The organism is Rhodococcus sp. NPDC080181 (assembly GCF_040702225.1).
Taxonomy (GTDB): domain Bacteria; phylum Actinomycetota; class Actinomycetes; order Mycobacteriales; family Mycobacteriaceae; genus Rhodococcoides; species Rhodococcoides fascians.
In genome coordinates, this window is sequence record NZ_JBFBKN010000011.1 from 168,129 (window position 1) to 185,341 (window position 17,213).

The 17,213-nt window shown below is 63.3% G+C and carries 18 protein-coding genes; 8 read left to right on the forward strand and 10 right to left on the reverse strand.

Translation table 11 applies throughout. The annotated features are described in order from the left end of the window. Window positions 1–6: 6 nt before the first annotated feature. Genes AB0O58_RS15005 through AB0O58_RS15015 form a run of 3 tightly spaced genes read left to right on the forward strand, consistent with a single transcriptional unit; the run spans window position 7 to window position 3,315 of the window. Window positions 7–1,569 (forward strand): class I adenylate-forming enzyme family protein, encoded by a 1,563-nt coding sequence (locus tag AB0O58_RS15005; RefSeq protein WP_366238364.1) that lies wholly within the window; start codon window positions 7–9, stop codon window positions 1,567–1,569. After that, window positions 1,566–2,192 (forward strand): TetR/AcrR family transcriptional regulator, encoded by a 627-nt coding sequence (locus AB0O58_RS15010; protein ID WP_366238365.1) that lies wholly within the window; start codon window positions 1,566–1,568, stop codon window positions 2,190–2,192. Before AB0O58_RS15005 ends, AB0O58_RS15010 begins: the two co-directional genes overlap by 4 nt. Continuing rightward, entirely contained in the window at window positions 2,182–3,315 is a 1,134-nt protein-coding gene (locus AB0O58_RS15015) for a serine hydrolase domain-containing protein (RefSeq protein WP_366238366.1), read from the forward strand. Before AB0O58_RS15010 ends, AB0O58_RS15015 begins: the two co-directional genes overlap by 11 nt. Before the next feature lie 37 nt (window positions 3,316–3,352). Here the strand turns inward: AB0O58_RS15015 and AB0O58_RS15020 are convergent, their stop codons facing one another. The 5 genes from AB0O58_RS15020 to AB0O58_RS15040 form a co-directional block, all read right to left on the reverse strand. Beyond that, window positions 3,353–4,609 carry a DUF4143 domain-containing protein gene (locus tag AB0O58_RS15020; protein ID WP_366238367.1) on the reverse strand — a complete coding sequence of 419 codons (1,257 nt, stop codon included), beginning with the start codon at window positions 4,607–4,609 and terminating at the stop codon, window positions 3,353–3,355. Window positions 4,610–4,713: 104 nt separating this feature from the next. Next, window positions 4,714–5,817, reverse strand: a complete 1,104-nt coding sequence (locus AB0O58_RS15025) for an LLM class flavin-dependent oxidoreductase (RefSeq protein WP_366238368.1) — start codon at window positions 5,815–5,817, stop codon at window positions 4,714–4,716. A 28-nt stretch (window positions 5,818–5,845) separates the two neighbouring features. After that, window positions 5,846–6,892: an ABC transporter substrate-binding protein gene (locus AB0O58_RS15030; protein WP_048320068.1), complete on the reverse strand. Its 1,047-nt coding sequence runs from the start codon at window positions 6,890–6,892 to the stop codon at window positions 5,846–5,848. Window positions 6,893–6,928: 36 nt separating this feature from the next. After that, entirely contained in the window at window positions 6,929–7,645 is a 717-nt protein-coding gene (locus AB0O58_RS15035) for an ABC transporter ATP-binding protein (RefSeq protein WP_222059826.1), read from the reverse strand. A 3-nt stretch (window positions 7,646–7,648) separates the two neighbouring features. Then, on the reverse strand, window positions 7,649–8,434 hold the full coding sequence (locus AB0O58_RS15040; RefSeq protein ID WP_052061249.1) for an ABC transporter permease: 786 nt from the start codon (window positions 8,432–8,434) through the stop codon (window positions 7,649–7,651). A gap of 191 nt (window positions 8,435–8,625) precedes the next feature. On the opposite strand from AB0O58_RS15040, the gene AB0O58_RS15045 reads away from it, so the two are divergent. Then, the gene (locus AB0O58_RS15045; protein WP_366238369.1) at window positions 8,626–9,156 is read left to right on the forward strand and encodes a GNAT family N-acetyltransferase; all 531 of its coding nucleotides are present in this window, start codon (window positions 8,626–8,628) and stop codon (window positions 9,154–9,156) included. Between the two features lie 97 nt (window positions 9,157–9,253). Here the strand turns inward: AB0O58_RS15045 and AB0O58_RS15050 are convergent, their stop codons facing one another. Then, on the reverse strand, window positions 9,254–10,684 hold the full coding sequence (locus AB0O58_RS15050) for an exodeoxyribonuclease VII large subunit (protein ID WP_222059822.1): 1,431 nt from the start codon (window positions 10,682–10,684) through the stop codon (window positions 9,254–9,256). 260 nt (window positions 10,685–10,944) lie between these two features. Between AB0O58_RS15050 and AB0O58_RS15055 the strand changes: the two genes are divergently transcribed. Both AB0O58_RS15055 and AB0O58_RS15060 read left to right on the forward strand, forming a co-directional pair. Next, window positions 10,945–12,012: a ParB/Srx family N-terminal domain-containing protein gene (locus AB0O58_RS15055; RefSeq protein ID WP_366238370.1), complete on the forward strand. Its 1,068-nt coding sequence runs from the start codon at window positions 10,945–10,947 to the stop codon at window positions 12,010–12,012. Between the two features lie 108 nt (window positions 12,013–12,120). Continuing rightward, entirely contained in the window at window positions 12,121–12,324 is a 204-nt protein-coding gene (locus AB0O58_RS15060; protein ID WP_366238371.1) for a hypothetical protein, read from the forward strand. A gap of 107 nt (window positions 12,325–12,431) precedes the next feature. Here AB0O58_RS15060 and AB0O58_RS15065 read toward each other — a convergent pair whose 3' ends face one another. The 4 genes from AB0O58_RS15065 to AB0O58_RS15080 are packed head-to-tail and all read right to left on the reverse strand — an operon-like array spanning window position 12,432 to window position 15,168. Beyond that, window positions 12,432–13,088, reverse strand: a complete 657-nt coding sequence (locus tag AB0O58_RS15065) for a nitroreductase family protein (protein WP_032388498.1) — start codon at window positions 13,086–13,088, stop codon at window positions 12,432–12,434. A 7-nt stretch (window positions 13,089–13,095) separates the two neighbouring features. Next, window positions 13,096–14,082 (reverse strand): alpha/beta fold hydrolase, encoded by a 987-nt coding sequence (locus AB0O58_RS15070; protein ID WP_222081857.1) that lies wholly within the window; start codon window positions 14,080–14,082, stop codon window positions 13,096–13,098. Window positions 14,083–14,094: 12 nt separating this feature from the next. Continuing rightward, window positions 14,095–14,514, reverse strand: a complete 420-nt coding sequence (locus AB0O58_RS15075; RefSeq protein ID WP_366238372.1) for a hypothetical protein — start codon at window positions 14,512–14,514, stop codon at window positions 14,095–14,097. 21 nt (window positions 14,515–14,535) lie between these two features. Further along, window positions 14,536–15,168, reverse strand: a complete 633-nt coding sequence (locus tag AB0O58_RS15080) for an isochorismatase family protein (protein WP_366238373.1) — start codon at window positions 15,166–15,168, stop codon at window positions 14,536–14,538. 122 nt (window positions 15,169–15,290) lie between these two features. Here AB0O58_RS15080 and AB0O58_RS15085 point away from each other — a divergent pair, with 122 nt between their 5' ends. Both AB0O58_RS15085 and AB0O58_RS15090 read left to right on the forward strand, forming a co-directional pair. After that, entirely contained in the window at window positions 15,291–16,271 is a 981-nt protein-coding gene (locus AB0O58_RS15085; protein WP_032406970.1) for a helix-turn-helix domain-containing protein, read from the forward strand. Then, the gene (locus AB0O58_RS15090; RefSeq protein ID WP_366238374.1) at window positions 16,268–17,104 is read left to right on the forward strand and encodes an adenylate/guanylate cyclase domain-containing protein; all 837 of its coding nucleotides are present in this window, start codon (window positions 16,268–16,270) and stop codon (window positions 17,102–17,104) included. The genes AB0O58_RS15085 and AB0O58_RS15090 overlap by 4 nt, the downstream gene beginning before the upstream one ends. The last annotated feature ends 109 nt before the right edge of the window (window positions 17,105–17,213 follow it).

A 17,213-nucleotide genomic window follows, 5' to 3' on the forward strand; every position in this document is an offset into this window, starting at 1 on the left:
TCCGCCGTGCCCGGTGCTGCCATCCACCACCGCTCCCCCATCGGCCGCGCCACCATCGGCGATCAGCTGCGTCGCCATGCCCGGACTCAGCCGAACAAGGTCGCGTTCATCAGCTACGCGGCCGACGGCACCCGCGAGGTCACCACCTACGGCGAACTGAACTCGCGCGCAAACCAGTTCGCCAACCTGCTGGTCGATCTCGGGGTGACCACGGGTGACCGCGTCGCATCGATGGCTCGCAACAGCGTCGATGTGGTGGTGGCGTACTACGGAGCCCTCAAAGCCGGAGCGGCCTTCACCGGCATCAACGTGATGTACCGCGCGGCCGAGGTGAAGCACCAACTCGAACACGCGGAACCGACTGTGGTGGTGGCCGATCCGGCCTACGCCGAGATCATCTCCTCGGTCAAGCCGGACACCACCACCCTGGTGACCTTCGGTACCGAATACGCCGCACTGACGGCGAACACCCCGTCCACCGAGCCGGACGTCGAGATGGACGAGAACGACGTCGCGATGGTCATCTACACCTCGGGAACCGAAGCGGCTCCCAAGGGCGTGATGATCCCGCACCGCAACTTCCTCATCTCCACCGCGCCCGCGTGGAGTTGGGGTCTGCGCACCGGACCGGAGGACACCTGGCTGTTCGTCATGCCCTTCCACACCATCGCCGGACTCGGCTCGATGACGACCCTCACGCTGATGGGTGCCACCCTCGTCCTGCCCGCGACGGTCGATCCGGCTCAATCGCTCCGCATCATCGCCGCCGAGAAGATCTCCGTCATCGCCCAGACGCCGACGTTCTATCTGGCCCTGGCTCGTGACGAGCAGTTCGGCCCGGAGGCAGTGAGCCAAGTTCGACGCTGCCTCACCTACGGTGGCCAGGTGTCACCGCACACGATCAGCGCCTGGGCCGCCGCGGCACCCGAGGCCATCTGGGGCACGTACTGGGGACAGTCGGAACTCTCGCAGCTCGGCTCGGTCGGCTGGTTCTCCACCCTCGACGACATCCCCGACGGCGACGCGTCGTGGATCGGCAAGCCCGTGACCCACCTCGAGATCAAGGTGGTCGACCCCGCGGGCAACGAGAGCGAGATCGGTGAATTGCTCTGTCGCACTCCGTCGGTGATGCTCGGCTACTTCAAGGACCCCGAACGCACCGCCGAGGTGTTCCGGGACGGCTGGGTACACACCGGCGACATGGTGCGCATCGACGCCGACGGCAACCTGTTCTTCTACGATCGGATGAAGGACATGATCAAGTCGGGAGGGATGAACGTGTCGTCGCAGGAAGTGGAACGCACCATCCACACGCACCCGGATGTGTTGCGTGCCGCCGTCGTCGGAGTCCCCGACCCGTACTGGTCCGAGGCCGTGACCGCCTTCGTCATCGCGCGCGACGGGGTGACCGCCGACCCGGCCGCGATCATCGAGTACTGCCGCACCGAGTTGGCGTCGTACAAGGCCCCGAAGTCGGTACACATCGTGGCCGAGCTACCCGTCGACCCGCAGGGGAAGATTCTCAAGCGTGAACTGCGACTGCTGGCGGCGGTGGAGGAGACCGTATGACTCAGCCCGAAGCTGTGACTCCACTCCCTCGGCAGATACGTACCCGGCAACGCCGAGAAGACATCGTGGCCAACGCAGCAAATATCTTTGCGCGTGAGGGCTATTCGAACGTGGGGATGCGCGATATCGCCGACGCCGTCGGCATCAAGGGTGCCAGCCTCTACCACCACTTCCCGTCCAAGGAAGACATCCTGTTCGCGATTTGTCTGACTGTCACGCAGGAGCCGGCCGAGGAGAACCTGCCGCTGCTCGACGCGGCCGGAACCCCTACCGATCGCCTCTCGTCACTGGTGCGCGCGCACCTGGTGCATCTGAACCGGCGACGGGTGGAGTACATCGTCGGCCTGCACGAGTTGGCCTCGCTCATCCCCGAACACCGCACCGTCATCGAGGATTACCGCCGCCAGTACCAACGACGTGTCCGCGACGTCATCACCGCCGGAATGCGCAGCGGTGAATTCACCGTCCCGGATGCGCGGCTGGCGTCGTTCGCTCTGACCGACATGCTCAACGGCATCAGCAACTGGTTTCACGACGGCGGCGAGCTGAGCATCGAGGAGGTCGCCGACAACTACGTCGAATTGGCCGTTCACCGCATTCTCGGGGCATCACATGACGATTGACGGTCACTGCGAGCCCCAATTCGCGGCGGTGCGTGACGCACTCGCCGCCAACGTCGAGAGCGGAGCGGAACTCGGCGCGTCGCTGGTGGTCGACATCGACGGCCACACCGCTGTCGACCTCTGGGGCGGCTACCGCGATACCGAGCGCCGCTCGCCGTGGGAGTCGGACACGATCACCAACGTGTGGTCGACGACCAAGATGGTGACGTGCCTGGCGGCGTTGATGCTCATCGACCGTGGAGTGCTCGATCCCGATGCGCCGGTCGCGACCTACTGGCCCGAGTTCGCGGCCGCCGGCAAGCAGGAGATTGCCGTTCGGCACCTGTTGTCGCACACCTCCGGCGTCTCGGGCTGGGACCGACCGTTCAACGAAGAGGACCTCTACGACTGGGAACTCTCGACCTCACGACTGGCTGAGCAAGCTCCGTGGTGGGACTCACGCGCCACATCGGGGTATCACGCGGCCAGTCAGGGCCACCTGATCGGCGAAGTCGTCCGCCGGGTCACCGGAAAGTCGTTGCGGCAGTTCGTCGCCGACGAGATTGCCGGTCCCCTCGGAGCCGACTTCCAGATCGGTGCCGCCGAAAGCGACTGGGATCGAATCGCCGATGTGGTTCCGCCGCCCCCGCCGACCGACGATGCCGTGCCCGACCCGACGATGGTGCGTCGCAGGACCTTTCTCGGACCGTTGGTGCAGGCGTCGTCCGCGAACACCGCGGCATGGCGCGGCGCGGACATGGGCGCGTTGAACGGGCATGGCAACGCACGGTCGGTTGCAAGAATCCTGTCGGTCATCTCCCGCGGCGGAACCGTGGACGGCGTACGGCTGCTGAGCCCGGAGACGATCGACTCGATCTTCGAGGAGCAGTCCAACGGAATCGATTTGGCGCTGGGAATTACGTTGCGCTTCGGTCTGGGCTTTGCCCTCCCACAGCACGAATCGATTCCCTACATCCCCGACGGCAAGATCTGCTACTGGGGAGGTTGGGGCGGATCGCTCACCGTTCTGCACCCGGAGTCGAAGCTGACCATCTCCTACGTCATGAACCGAATGGGGCCCGGAATCATCGGTTCCGACCGCGCGGAGCAGTACGTCCGGGCGGTGTACGCCGGAATCTGCTGACAGTGCGTATCACCGACTCCGAGCGGCCGAGGACCGGCTATGGCGCGAGCAAAGCCAACGGAATCACCGCGATACCGTCCTGTCGGCGGTAAGCGTGAGGACCTGTCGTCACTACGATCGCGTCCCTCATTCGACTGCCCACTGCGCTCCGAAGCCACTTCAGATGTCGGACATCGTGGTCCGTGATATCGGGCGAGACTTTCACCTCGATGCCGATGAACGATCCATCGCCTTGCTCGACGATCAGATCCACTTCGGCAGTCCTGCCACGGAAATGAAACAGCCTCGCCTCGTTCGCTTGCGCGTACACCTCGAGGCTTTGCGTTACGAACGACTCGAAAAGGTGCCCCAATCTGACGCCCGCCGAGCCGCCAGGCGTCAACAGGGACTCAGCTGTCACGCCGAGCAATCGAGCGCACAGGGCTGGGTCCACTAGATGGTGCTTAGGTGCCTTGGCCAGCTTCCCCAACGAATTATCCTGCGGCAACCATGCTTCTACGTCATGCAGCATGCGCAGGCGACTGAGCACATCGCGATAGTTGATCGATGTTTGACGGGTTGGCTTGTGGGTCGCACCCGGCGTTGCCGCATCCCTGATCGACTCCCAGGATGCTGTGGTCGATGTGGCTGCGGCGTATGCAGTCATCCAGGCACGAAGGGATTCCGGACGTCGAACCACGCGGCCTTGCTCCGGAAAGTCGTGTTCGATGATCGCGTGCAGGTAGCCGTCCAAAGCTGCGCGATTCGCGCGACCGGCGAGACGACGGATGCCAGGGAAGCCGGAAACCAGCACTTCTTCGATGTAATCGCCGAGCACGGTCTCGGTCGAACCCGAAATAGTCACCTGCCGGGGAGACAGCAAGTCCTTCAGGGATACAGCCGAATCCGACGGCCGACGTTCGGCGAAGCTCAGAGGCCACATTCGTACACGGACAATTCGGCCTGCACCGGAGTGGACGACAGCGTCGGAAGGCGGCGCGCTTCCCGTCAGCAGAAATTGCCCACCCGACGCATCGTTGTCCACGGCTCTGCGAACCAGATCCCATGACGGCGGGAATCGTTGCCATTCATCGATAAGCATGGGGCGCGCCGATCTCGCGAGCAGATCTGGGTCCGCAGAAATCAGCTGCCGATCCACCGCGTTGTCGAGTTCGAGAACCGACTTCGCACGGCGGGTGGCGGTAGCGGTCTTGCCTACGCCTTTCGCACCGTCGAGGTTGATGGCGGCGAGGTGAGGGAGGAGGTCGTCGAGCTCCTCGTCCACGATTCGCGGGACGTACATGGCACTGGACACGCGGCCATCATACAGATTTACCCTCGTCTATCATCCATTTTTCACGCCATCTACTGGACAGATTTCCCATAACCGGCACACCCGGTGGTTCGATCCCACGTGCCCTAGCGTGCGGGGACCGTGATTCCTCGCGCGTCGAGGATGGGTCGAACACCTTCGGCGAAGTGGTACGCCTCCTCGAGGTGTGGGTAGCCCGAGAGGATGAACTCGTCGAAACCGGCGTCGTGGTACTCGCCGATCAGGTTGGCAACTTCCTCGTGCGACCCGACCAGAGCCGTACCGGCACCGCCGCGGACCAGGCCGACTCCGGCCCACAGGTTCGGGTAGATCTCGAGGGAATCCTTGCTGCCGCCGTGCAATGCGGCCATCCGACGCTGTCCCTCGGACTGCGAGGACGAGTGCAGCGCGTGTGCCGCAGACACCTGCTCCTCGGGAAGCTCGTCGAGCAGCTTTTGTGCGACGGCCCAGGCCTCTTCGGAGGCGTCGCGGCTGATGGTGTGCAGGCGAATGCCATAGGTGAGCTTGCGGCCCTCGGCGTCCGCGAGCGCCTGCACTTTCTCGATCTTGGCGCGGGCGTCGGCCGGCGGCTCGCCCCACGTCAGATACGTCTGGACGTGCTTGGCCGCGACGGCGAGTGCGGGATCGGAGGAACCGCCGAACCAGAACTCGGGCAACGGGTCCGGGGCCTCCGACACGCGTGCATCTGCGACCTTGAAGAATTCGCCTTCGTGGTCGACCGACGTCTCCGTCCAGATCCGATGCACCAATCCGAGAAATTCGTCGGTGCGGGCGTAGCGCCGATCGTGGTCGATCCAATCACCGAACCGACGCTGCTCGACGTCGTCGCCCCCGGTGACAATGTTGAACAGCACCCGACCTTCCGAGAACCGCTGCAACGTCGCTGCCTGTTGCGCCGCCAACGTGGGCGGCGTGAGGCCGGGACGGAAGGCGACGAGGAACTTCAGCCGTCGGGTGCTTTGCAGTAGAGCCGCCGTGGTCAGCCAGGCGTCCTCGCACCACGTTCCCGTCGGAGTCAGCACCCCCTCGTAGCCGAGTCGGTCCGCGGCCTGAGCCACCTCCGTGAGGTACCGCAGCGACGGACGACGGAACCCGGCAGGTTCGACGATGTTGGCCGACGCGTGAGATGCACCGACGATGGAGCGGCCGTCGCCAGCGGTGGGGAGGAACCAGAAAATGCGTGCGGTCACGAGTGAACTCCTACGACGTGGTGGGTGATCAGTTGGTGGCGGCGGTCGCGGCGGCGATAGCGTCGTTGTAACGCGTGTCGACGAAGTCTGCGAACGTGTTGCCGCCGGGGATGCTTCCGCTCTCGACGAATACATCGAACAGCGTCTGCTCGGATTCGATCACGTTGTTGTCCAGAGCAATTGCTGGTCGCTGGCTTCGTCCCTGCGCCAATTCACCCGCGACCGGGTCGATGCCGACGGCGGTCGAGTACGCCGCCGCCCACTCTGCCGGGTGTGCGTCCGCCCATGCGGACGCCTTGGCCAGGCGAACCACGAAGTCCTGCAGCGCAGTGTTCTTCGCGGGATCGTCCAGAGCCTGCTGAGACGCGATACCGAAGCCGTAACCGTTGGCCACGCCCTCCGCGGTGGTCAGCGTCTTCGAGCCGTTCTGCACCTGCGCGATCGCCGTGAACGGATCCCAGATCGCCCAGGCATCGACCTCGCCCGAGGTGAATGCCGTCAGCGCATCGGCAGGCTGAAGGAACACCAGCTGAACGTCGTCGGTGGTCAAGCCGGCCTTCTGCAACTGCAGCAGCACGTGTCCGTGCGCCGAACTTCCCTTGCCCACCGCGATCTTCTTACCGCGCAGGTCGGCGAACGACGCCAGAGTCGAATCCGGTGGCACGAGAATCTGATCCCCGCTCGCATCGTTGGTGTAGGCGGAGACGACCTTGATGCGTGCATTGGCTGCAACCCCGAAGACGGGGGGCGTGTTGCCGGTGACCGCGAAGTCGATCTGGCCGGCCGTTGCCGCCTCTACCTGAGGCGGGCCGGAAGTGAAGGTGGAGAACGCAACATCGTAGGGAGCGGAGTCCAGCTCACCCGATGCGCGCAGTAGGGCTTCGGTGCCACCCTTCTGGTCGCCGACATCGAGGGTGACTGTGGCGAGTTGGTCGTTCGAGACCAGTTCCGGGGCCTGGGTGTTGGTGGTATCGCTACCACGCGAGACGCAACCGGTGAGTCCGATGACCGTCAAGGACAGGGCAGTGAGCACACCGAGTGCGCGCAGAGATCGAGGACGAGCATGTGACGACATGTGTGAAAGATCCTTGTCAGGTGCCGAATTGGACGGTCAGTGAACTCCGAGAGCTCCGAGCAGATGGGTGCGGAGGCGGGAAAAGCCCGGCGTTCCGCGATCGCGGGGGCGGGGCAGATCGACGGTGACAGTGTCCGAGACTGCGCCGTTCTCGAGCACCACAACACGATCGGCCAGCGCGATCGCCTCGTCGACATCGTGCGTGACCAGGAGGATGCCGAAGCGGTGCCGTCCCCACAGGTCGAGCAGAAGTGACTGCATGGTCAGTCGGGTCAGTGCGTCGAGCGCGCCGAACGGTTCGTCGAGGAGCAGCAGTTCGGGCTCCCCCACCAACGCCCGCGCCAGCGCAGCGCGCTGAGCTTGCCCACCGGACAACGTGAGTGGCCATGCGTCTCGCTTCTCGGCCAGCCCCACCTCGTCGAGAGTCGCGTCTGCAGCAGTCAATGCTTCGTTGCCGGTGACGCCTGCGGTGTTCAGACCGTAGGAGACGTTCTGGCGAACCGACCGCCACGGGAACAGTCGTGGTTCCTGGAACGCGACTGCAGGATGTCCGGCGACGTGCCGCTCCCCCGTGTGGTCGGTCGACAGTCCGGCCAGGACACGCAGGATGGTCGACTTACCGGAGCCGGATCGTCCGACCAGCGAGACGATTTCGCCGCGCTCGATGGACAGGTCGACACCCTTCAACACGTGACTGGATCCGTAGAACTTGTCGATGCCGTGCAGGGTGGCGACGGAAGTCGTCGTAGTCATGACTCACGCATCCAATCGGTAACGGAGGGCTCGTTTTTCGAGGATTCGTACGATTCCGTCGGTGCCGATTCCCATCAGCGCGTAGACGACGAGCCCGAAGATGATGGTGTCGACCCGTAGGAAGTCCCGCGCGTTGTTGATGATGTAGCCGAGCCCCGATTCGGCGTTGATCTGCTCGGCCACGATCAACGAGAGCCACGCAATGGCCAACGACTGCCGAAGTCCCACCAGCAATTGGGGCGCGATGCTCGGCAGAATGATCGTTGTGAATCGTTGTCGCCACGAGAAGCCGAGGACAACTGCGGTGTCGAGAAAGTCGCGATCGATCTGGCGGATGGCCGAGAACGTGTTGAGGTACAACGGAAATGCGACTCCGAGAGCGACGAGCAGAATCTTGGGAGTCTCGCCGATCCCGAACCACAGGATGAACAGTGGGATCAATCCGAGGTGTGGGAGTGCGCGCAGCATCTGCAACGGCGGGTCGACGGTTGCTTCGGCGAGCTTCGACAGTCCGACGAGCGCCCCGAGTGCCACCCCGATCAGGCCGCCCAGCAGGAGTCCTTGAACCACTCGCGTTCCGGAAATAGCCAGAGCGTCGGCCAATTCACCGTTGCGCAGCAATTCCAGACCCGCGTCGAAGATCAGGGACGGTGCGGGGAGAACACGTTCGGAGAGAACTCCGGCAGCACTGGCGATCTGCCAGAGAACGAGTAGGACGATCGGCGACAAGGCGCGCAGGACGGTCCATCGGTATCGCTGCCACAGTGGAGTTTTCGCTGAGACAGGCACCGGGTCGACCTTCGGTACGACGCTGTGCCGCGTGTCCACAGGTCCCGCGGGAGCGGCGTACGACGTCACGACCATGTTCACGTGCCTTCCACTTGATGACGATCAGCTTCGACTCACCACCCTCCGTTACGAGAGGGGTCCGGGGCCAGGGTTCGAATCAGCGTGAATCTAGGTCGGGCAGAATTGGACATATGACAGTCGAGCCCATCCACACCGAGCGCCTGACCCTTCGTCTGTACGAACCCGACGACGCAAACAGAATTCTCGCGTACTACAGCGATCCCGAGGTGTGCCGCTATCTCCTGCACGAGGCCTGGACGCACGCCGACGCCGTTGCGGCGGTGGGTAAGCGGATGAAGCGATCCGGATTGCACACCCAGGCGCTCGCGCTGGTCGTCGAACACGAGCAGACCGTGGTGGGCAACGTCGAAGCATGGCTCGTGGACGGTTCGCCGGCACTCGTCGAACTCGGCTGGACGTTCTCCCCTGCCGTGGCCGGTCGTGGTTACGCGACCGAGGCGGTCGATGCGTTGATCGAGCACGTGTTCTCACTGCGCCAGATCCACCGAGTCACGGCGCAGATGGACGGACGCAACGACGCGTCGGCCCGGTTGGCCGCCCGGGTCGGAATGCGTCAGGAAGCGCACTTCCGCCAGAACTGGTGGTGCAAGGGCGAATGGACAGACACCCTCGTCTACGCGATGTTGCGCGAGGATCGCTGACGCACTCAAGTATGGTTTAGAAGTCCGCGACCACTGAAAGATGTGCCAACGTACGCCGGACCACATCAGACTCTTCAACGGACCACCTACGCCCACGCTATGGCTTCGGCCAATACGGCCACAGCCGACTGAACTCACGCGGTGTGCGGACCTTTTCGGCAGCTGCGTACCACAGGTCCGGAGTCGAGTTGTGGAGCCGAGATGGAACCTTGAGCGCTCTTGCCGGACCCTTTGCGATATAAACCGACATCGCTACGCCGAATGCCACGGCCAGCCACCCAGACGTTGAAACCCAAAAACCCTCTGCGAGAGCGAATCCGCCAACGAAAGACGCGACAAGCAGAGCACTTGCGATTGCCCTGCTGCGCAATTGGATCCGCTGGAACCCATTACGATGAAGCTGTACGTGATACATATTCAAACAATTCGAGTATTCGCGTTGAACCTGCGCCAAAGCGGTATTTAGGTGCGCACAGCGTTGGACAAGCTCACGATAAACAGCACCTTCGACTACATCAGCCTTGGGCTTGATGGCATTAGCGACCACCGTTGCACGCTTGGCTTTCTTCAAATTCTGCTCATCAACCTTGAAGGGCCTCGCGCACAGCGCTTTCCCAGCAGAAGCCGGAACGTCGAACGAGGCGGCAGCTGCCCTATCGGCCAACGTCATGTCGTCTTTGTGACCAATTGCGGTAAAGACTGGCGTCTCCGATTCAACAATCGCTTTAGCGACTTCGAACTCGTCGAAGGGAGACAACGTCTCGATTCTACCCCCACCCCGAGCCAAGACAACAATATCAGCGTCCGAGGCGGAGTGCCTTGCCAGAGCATTGACGATCGAGTCGGCCGCGCCGCGCCCCTGGAACATGACACCCCGGTCTTCGACACAGGTGAAAGCCCTGCTTTTTTGGAGCTGGCCGAGCAAGTCGTTAGCGCCCTGAGAGCCGCGCGGCGATATAACAACAATCTTTTTCAGTTTTTGTGGCCACGGCATAGCTGGCGAATACGCAAGGTGATGCTCGAAATCGTCCGCTAGCCGGGAAGGGTCCACGCCACATCTAGCCAACTCCGCGCGGCGAAGTTCTTGTAGGCGTGACAGACTTCCGACTTTCGCATAGTGAGGACCGACTCTAACTACGGCCACATACACCCGCCCATTGCTGTGGTCCATCTTGATGGAACCGTCCACGGTGATCTCATGGCCCGATTTCACATGTTGAATCAACGTTCTACCGTATCGGCGATTCAGGAACCGATCGATGTCCAACGCAGTGCGGGCATCGATTCTTGCATCGACTGCACCGACTCGTCCTTGTTGCTGTACGCAAAGGACGAACCGCAACTCTCGCCCAATTGCAAAGACTTTGCGACACTCACCCTTGACGGATGTGCGCAACTCGGCGAGGGAATCGGCAGCGTGCGACAGTACACCCGCCGGATCGAGAGCCGTCATTCCTAGAATCGCCACGTTGTCGTCGTGCACTTGCGTAATTGCCCGACGCTCCTCCTCATCCAGATCAATGTTCACTGCGTACTCCCCGTTCGCGTAGCTGTCGCAGAGGAATTTATACGAAGCATCCGACATGATCACGAGTACGAGTGGGGCCGCACCAGAACTGGTGGTGCAAGGGCGAATGGACCGACACCCTCGCGTACGCGATGTTGCGCGAGGATCGCTGACGCACATCATGCGACGTTCACCTCCGCGTCGGTTCCCCGACACCGGCCGGTGACCGCGGTGCGACAGTCTCGGAAAACTTCACTTTCCGAACCCTGGGAGTTTCACGAATGGCATCGCGTCGCAGAGCTGCTCTACTGGGCATCCTCGCACTGATCTCTGTCGTCTCCACGTCGATGGGCGGCGTCGCCACTGCCGCGCCGGCACGGACGGCGTCGCCGCTGTGTCAGGTTGCGGACCTGCTCCCCAGCGGATCGTCGTCTGGCCTCGGTTACCAATGTGCCGAAGCCGGTGCGCTTCTCGATCTGCCGATCGGTGATGTCCGCGCGACGCAACCCTCACTCGGGTACGACGAGGTGTACTACAAGCTCGGTCGCTACACGCTCGGCAAAGACGAGATCAACAAGAAGTTCGACGACTGGTGCGAGGCCAACGGCCAGGAGGAGGCCGCCTCGTCATCGCCCGATGCGCGACTGGACAATCCGTCGTCGTTCACCTGCACAGTCCCCGTCGGGCAGGAAACGCCCGACACCATCGCGCCCATGAAGACCGTCGTCATCGGGCCGGGCGGCGTGCCATACCTGACCGACGGACACCACACGCTGACCTCGTTCTACGAAACAGCCGACGGTGGGCCGAATCTGCACCTTCGTCTGCGGGTGGTCGCGAATCTCAGTGACCTGAGCCCAACTGATTTCTGGGCGCGAATGAAAGCCGAGAAGTGGGTGTGGAACTACGACGTCGACGGCAACGAGGTTCCGGTGGAGCAGCTTCCGTCAGGAGTCGGCCTCGCCAAGTTCCAGAACGACAAGTACCGCAGCCTGATGTACTTCGCCCGCGACATCGGCTTCACCCCCGGCACGATCCCGTTCCAGGAATTCTATTGGGGTGCATGGGTTCGCGACTCGGCGGAAGTCGACATCAGCGGCTGGGACAGCAACAATCTCGCGAGCTATCTCAGCACCGTCGAATCGGTCTCCCGCGCTCAGGTCGCCGCCCCGAAAGACGCGGTCATCGACAGTGGTCGTACCGCAGCGGAACTCGGCGCACTGGCTTCCTGGAACGACGGCAAGGCTGCTGGTAAGGGCGAGTTCGGGAAACTCTCCGCACCTTACTCTAGCGATAAGCCCGGCAAACTGGCCTACGCGTTGCAATACAAGTCGGGACTGCCCCGATAAGTGAATGTCAGGTCGCCGGGCCGGCGTTGTCACACACCGGCCTGGCGGCGAGACCGCAACCGCAAGACCACGCAGATGACGAAACCGCTTCCGGTACCGTCTCGCGTCATGAACCTGAAGCTGTGTGTGCTGCTGTGGGCGGCGGACGGACAAGCAGACGCGCTCACTCGTTACGAGGACACGGTGCTGGACCTGATTCCGAAGTACGGCGGCGAAGTAGTGAGCAGAGTCCGCCGAGTCGACACCGGCGACGGACCACTCGAGGTGCAGGTCATCCACCTACCGGATGATTCGGCCTGCAGGCCTACATGAAGGACCCCGAGCGGCTTGCGCTCGCCGACGTCCATCGGCGGGCCGTGGCGAGAACCGAAATCATCCACGTGGAGACGCTCGTCTGATGGTTGCGCCGGCCGATGCGCCTACCAGCGATCGACGTGCAGCACCGTCTCGATCGGATCCCTGGGCGCGACCTTGAAGGTCTCCCCCGTGTAGTAGGCAGTCGGAATCAGTGCGCCTTGATGGAAGCCTTCGGGAATACCGAGCAGTTCGGAAATCTCGGCTTCCTTCGCGAGATGAATTGTTGTCCACGCTGTTCCGAGACCACGTGCCCGTGCAGCCAGGGCGTAGTTCCACACCGCAGGCAGCAGCGAGCCCCACAGACCGGCCTGGTTGCCGGCCGGAAGCGTCTTGCCGGCCTTGATGCACGGAATCAGCAGCACGGGAACTTCACCCATGTGCTCGCCGAGCCAACCGGCACTGTCGCCGACGCGCTTCTGAACCGATGCGCGTTCGGGATCGTCCGCGAACAATGCTGACGCGGATTGCTTCGATGCCTGGTACTCGGCGAACAGTTCGCCGTAGATCGCACCGATGCGGGCACGAAGATCAGGATCGGTGACGACGATCCACTGCCACCCCTGCTTGTTCGAGCCTGATGGGGCCTGCAGTGCGATCTCGAGACATTCCTTGATCAGCTCCATCGGCACCGGCCGCGTCAGGTCCAGGCGCTTACGCACAGTTCGCGTGGTGGTCAGCAGCTCGTCAGGAGTCAGATCAACGATCGGGAAAGAAGTCACCCTTCGATCATGCACCATTCGGCCTCTGCAGGGCCCGGTCGGTCAATTCTTCGTTCGCAGCGTCCCAGCGCGCCGCCATGGACAGTCCCCCATGCCCGTCGCCCTCATCGATGACGAGTGTCGACCCGGGCCAACGTCGGTGTAGATGCCACGGCGTGACAGCCGGTCCGGAAACGTCCTTTCGGCCATGGATCAGGACGCCCGGAACATCTCGCAGACCGTCGGCACGATCGAGCAGAGGCGGATCACAGAACCCGTCGTGCGACCAGTAGTGCGCGGTCAGCCGCACGAAGGCGAGTCGGAACCGGTCGTCGTCCCACCGCGGATTGCGCCGAACGCCATCGGTACCGATCGAGATGTGCACGTCTTCCCACAGTGCCCACTCGCGAGATGCTTTGTCCCGCAGATGTAAATCGGCCGAATTGAACAGGCGGTCGTACGCGTCGACTATGCGGCCCTCACCGCGTCGATAGCCAACGCCGGCCTGCTCGGCGAAGGTGGCGAACCGATCCCACGCCTCCGGGAAGACCGCACCGACGCCCTCGGTGATCCAAACGACCTCCGCGCGGCTGGTCGTCGTCACCGACACGAGCACCATGCCGAGAACCCTCGTCGGATGCGCGAGAGCGTAGGCAAGAGCAAGAGTGGATCCCCAGGACGCGCCGTTGACGATCCACGCCTCGACGCCGAGGAGCACACGCAGCGCTTCGATATCGGCGATCAGATGCGCAGTGGTGTTGGTAGTCAACGACGTCGAGGGATCCGACGCGTGCGGGGTCGACCGTCCGCACCCGCGCTGCTCGAATCCGATTGCGCGAACACGGGACAGGTCGAAGTGGCGACGAAACTGACTGGAGTTCAGGGTCCCGCCCGGTCCGCCGTGCAGGTACACCGCCGGGACGCCGTCGGACGGACCCCATTGCTCCCAGTAGACGCGCTGCCCGTCCCCGACATCCAGCATTCCGTGCAGTGTCGGTTCGTCCTCCGGTGTCATAGCGCCATCACATCATTCGAGAGGCAGCATCTGTCGGATCACTGCCCATGCGGACGCGTCGACCCATGAGGGATTGGACTGCTGCGGCGACCGGAACACCTCGAGCATCGACAGTTCCGCAACGGCATGCAGATCCGATGCGAGGATCGGCTCATCGAACAGCGTGATGTTCGTCGAGACCTTCCACTGGGGGCCGGGGACCGGGGTGCCGGTCAACCGACCCGCACCCCAGATCCCGCGCCGCGGGTGGCTGCTGACCCAGAACAACACCGGCTGCCCAGGTGCCATCAGACGAGTTCGATAGTTGTCGGCGACGCACCAATTCTCGTGCGCACGTCCGGCTTCGACCATTGGTGCGAGGTCGGTCTTGTGCGGATTGCACTTGATCACCCATGCGCCGAGCGTCTGGTCCGTTATCGCGCGTGCCGTCACACTCGCCATCGTAATGACGAGCTACGCCACCGCCTCGTTGCCCTGCGCAGCCGAGACCACCAGATTGCTCGCTGTGAGCCCGTTTCCGTTCTTGACCGCGTCGATCCACTGGTCGGTCGTCGCCACCGCTGCGAAATTGGACTGGTAAAGCACCATCAGCGCCTTGTGGAGTTGTTCGGCTGAGACTGTCCCCGCCTCGTTCGAAAGGTTGATCGCGCCAGTGGCGTCGGACAGGATTTCGACGGTCAGGTCCAGTGCTTCGGCGTCGGCGCTGGTGGCGAGATCGCAGTTGTTGGTCATGTATCCGACGATCGTGACGGTGTCGACATTGTTGCCCTGCAACCACTTCGCCACGTCGGTGCCAGCGAAGACGCTGCTGTACTGCTTCTCGACTCGCTCGAAGGACGGCTGCACGACGGCCTGAATGTCGGGATGAAGCTCGTACGTCGGGGTTCCCTTGACGAAAGCAGGCGAGCCCTCGGGCATCTCGTGCTGCACGATGGCCACCGGAACATCCTGCGCCACAGCCGCTTCGATGGTACGAACGATGTTGGCCAGCGACTCGTCGCGAGGCGGGTACTGAATCTTCAGAACTCCCTCGAAGTATTCCTGCTGTACATCGATGACGATGAGGGCTCTACGCGGTGCGGTCATGGACGTTCTCCTTCAGGTGGCGTACTCGGTCGATACCCATACTTCGGCACCGACCTTGCGTTCACGAGTGGCACGGATGCATACTTTCGATGAAATTGCGCCAATTCGTCGATCGGAGATTCGTGCGCATCGCGCTGTACGTGTTCGACGGCATCACCATGTTCCACCTCGCCGCGCCGTTGATGGTGTTCGGCGAGGTGACGCGCCTCGGGCTGGCCCCCGACTGGGAGACGCGGGTGTGGTCCGACAGGCCAGGGTCGATCCGCACCGAGGAGGGCTTTCCCGTCGGCGAGATCGAGGGCCCCGACATCGCCGATTGGGCCGACATCGTGATCGTGACGTCGTGGCCGGAGTCGTTGCCACACATCGGCACTCACCTGTCCACCGCTCTTCGAGGCGCTCACAGACGGGGAGCCCAGATCGCGGGACTGTGTCTGGGGTCGTTTGCCGTCGCCGACACCGGACTGCTCGCGGGACGCCCTGCCGTCACCCATTGGTCCAAGATGACCGAACTGCGCGACCGCAATTCGCAACTCGGCCTCGACGAGTCCGTGCTCTACATCGACCACGGCGACGTCATGACTTCCGCGGGCACGGCATCGTCGATAGATTCCTGCCTGCACATCGTCCGCAAACACCTCGGTGCTGCGGCGGCAACGCGGGTGGCACGCAGCCTCGTCGTCGCACCCCATCGCGACGGCGGTCAGGCGCAATACATCGAACGGCCGGTCATCGAGGCGTCGGAGGACTCCGCGATCGCCGACGTCCAGAGCTGGGCGATGGAGCGACTGGCCGAGCCCCTACCGATCGAGCGGCTCGCCGAGCGGGCACGCATGAGCCGGCGCAGCTTCATCCGGCAATTTCAGTATGCGACGGGCACCACGCCCGCGCGCTGGGTACTCGACCAGCGGCTCGACGCGGCCCGCAGCCAACTCGAAACCACCGGCCACAGCATCGAGAGCATCGCTGCCTCGTGCGGATTCGGCAGCGCCGTCACCCTGCGTCAGAACTTCCACTCGGCGTTCGCCGTCACGCCGACGGCCTATCGGAAGCAGTTCGCGGTGGGTTGTGCAACCACGGACACCGCCGAGAGGCGAGGATGAGCAACGTGATCCTGTGGATAGTTGCCGGAGTCGAGCTCGCCGCCATCATCGCGCTCGGTGTGGTTCTCATCGTGTCGCGACGAAAGTTGAAGCACACGCGCCGAGCACTCGACCGCGCTCTCGAATCGCAGCAACGCCGTAAGCGACGCGGTCTGGTGCCCTTCGCGATCAGAACCGCGTTCCACACCACGGACCTACTCATCAACAAGGGATTCGGCGCGACCGTCCGCAACTCCGTCGAAGACCTCGCGGGCTGGGCGAAGGTCGAACGCCCCGACCTGGCGCGCATGACCGCCGACGGCGACATCGTCGTGATGTTCTCCGACATCGAAGGGTCCACCGCACGCAACGAGGAACTGGGCGATCGCGGCTGGGTGAAGCTGCTCGAAAAGCACAACAAACTGATCTGCAAGCACGTCGCGGATCACGGCGGACATGTGGTGAAAAGTCAGGGCGACGGCTACATGCTCGCTTTCTCCGACCCGACCGAGGCCGTGCGCTGCGGAGTGGAAGTCCAAGAAGCCCTTTTGGAAAACCCGGATAGATGGGATCGCATCCGCGTCCGCATGGGCATCCACGTCGGCAGCTCGGTGCGTAGGGGCGACGACTTGTTCGGACTCAACGTGGCCATGGCGGCACGGGTCGCGGGGCAGGCCGAGGGCGGTGAAATCCTTGTCAGCGAGCCGGTGCGTGACGCCATCGCCAGGGCGGACGGCCTGACTCTGGGGACGCCCCGCGACGTCGAACTCAAGGGAATGAGCGGAAGCTTTCAGTTGTATCCGGTGGCGCTGCCGGCACTTCCGAGTGCGGAGACCGGCCACGCGAGCGCATGAATGTCCCATTCACATGCACTGGACCCCGTGGGTTGGACCGGTTAATGGAAATCCTAGGCTGCGAGGGCCTGGGCTCGGTATTGCACCGGGCTCAGGCCGTCGAGTCGTA

What these genes read in the sequence shown, in the direction of transcription:
- AB0O58_RS15010 (WP_366238365.1), top strand. Translation starts at nt 1,566, where the DNA reads ATGACTCAGCCCGAAGCTGTGACTCCACTCCCTCGGCAGATACGTACC.
- AB0O58_RS15015 (WP_366238366.1), top strand. Translation starts at nt 2,182, where the DNA reads ATGACGATTGACGGTCACTGCGAGCCCCAATTCGCGGCGGTGCGTGAC.
- AB0O58_RS15030 (WP_048320068.1), bottom strand. Translation starts at nt 6,892, where the DNA reads ATGTCGTCACATGCTCGTCCTCGATCTCTGCGCGCACTCGGTGTGCTC.
- AB0O58_RS15035 (WP_222059826.1), bottom strand. Translation starts at nt 7,645, where the DNA reads ATGACTACGACGACTTCCGTCGCCACCCTGCACGGCATCGACAAGTTC.
- AB0O58_RS15045 (WP_366238369.1), top strand. Translation starts at nt 8,626, where the DNA reads ATGACAGTCGAGCCCATCCACACCGAGCGCCTGACCCTTCGTCTGTAC.
- AB0O58_RS15055 (WP_366238370.1), top strand. Translation starts at nt 10,945, where the DNA reads ATGGCATCGCGTCGCAGAGCTGCTCTACTGGGCATCCTCGCACTGATC.
- AB0O58_RS15060 (WP_366238371.1), top strand. Translation starts at nt 12,121, where the DNA reads ATGAACCTGAAGCTGTGTGTGCTGCTGTGGGCGGCGGACGGACAAGCA.
- AB0O58_RS15070 (WP_222081857.1), bottom strand. Translation starts at nt 14,082, where the DNA reads ATGACACCGGAGGACGAACCGACACTGCACGGAATGCTGGATGTCGGG.
- AB0O58_RS15080 (WP_366238373.1), bottom strand. Translation starts at nt 15,168, where the DNA reads ATGACCGCACCGCGTAGAGCCCTCATCGTCATCGATGTACAGCAGGAA.
- AB0O58_RS15090 (WP_366238374.1), top strand. Translation starts at nt 16,268, where the DNA reads ATGAGCAACGTGATCCTGTGGATAGTTGCCGGAGTCGAGCTCGCCGCC.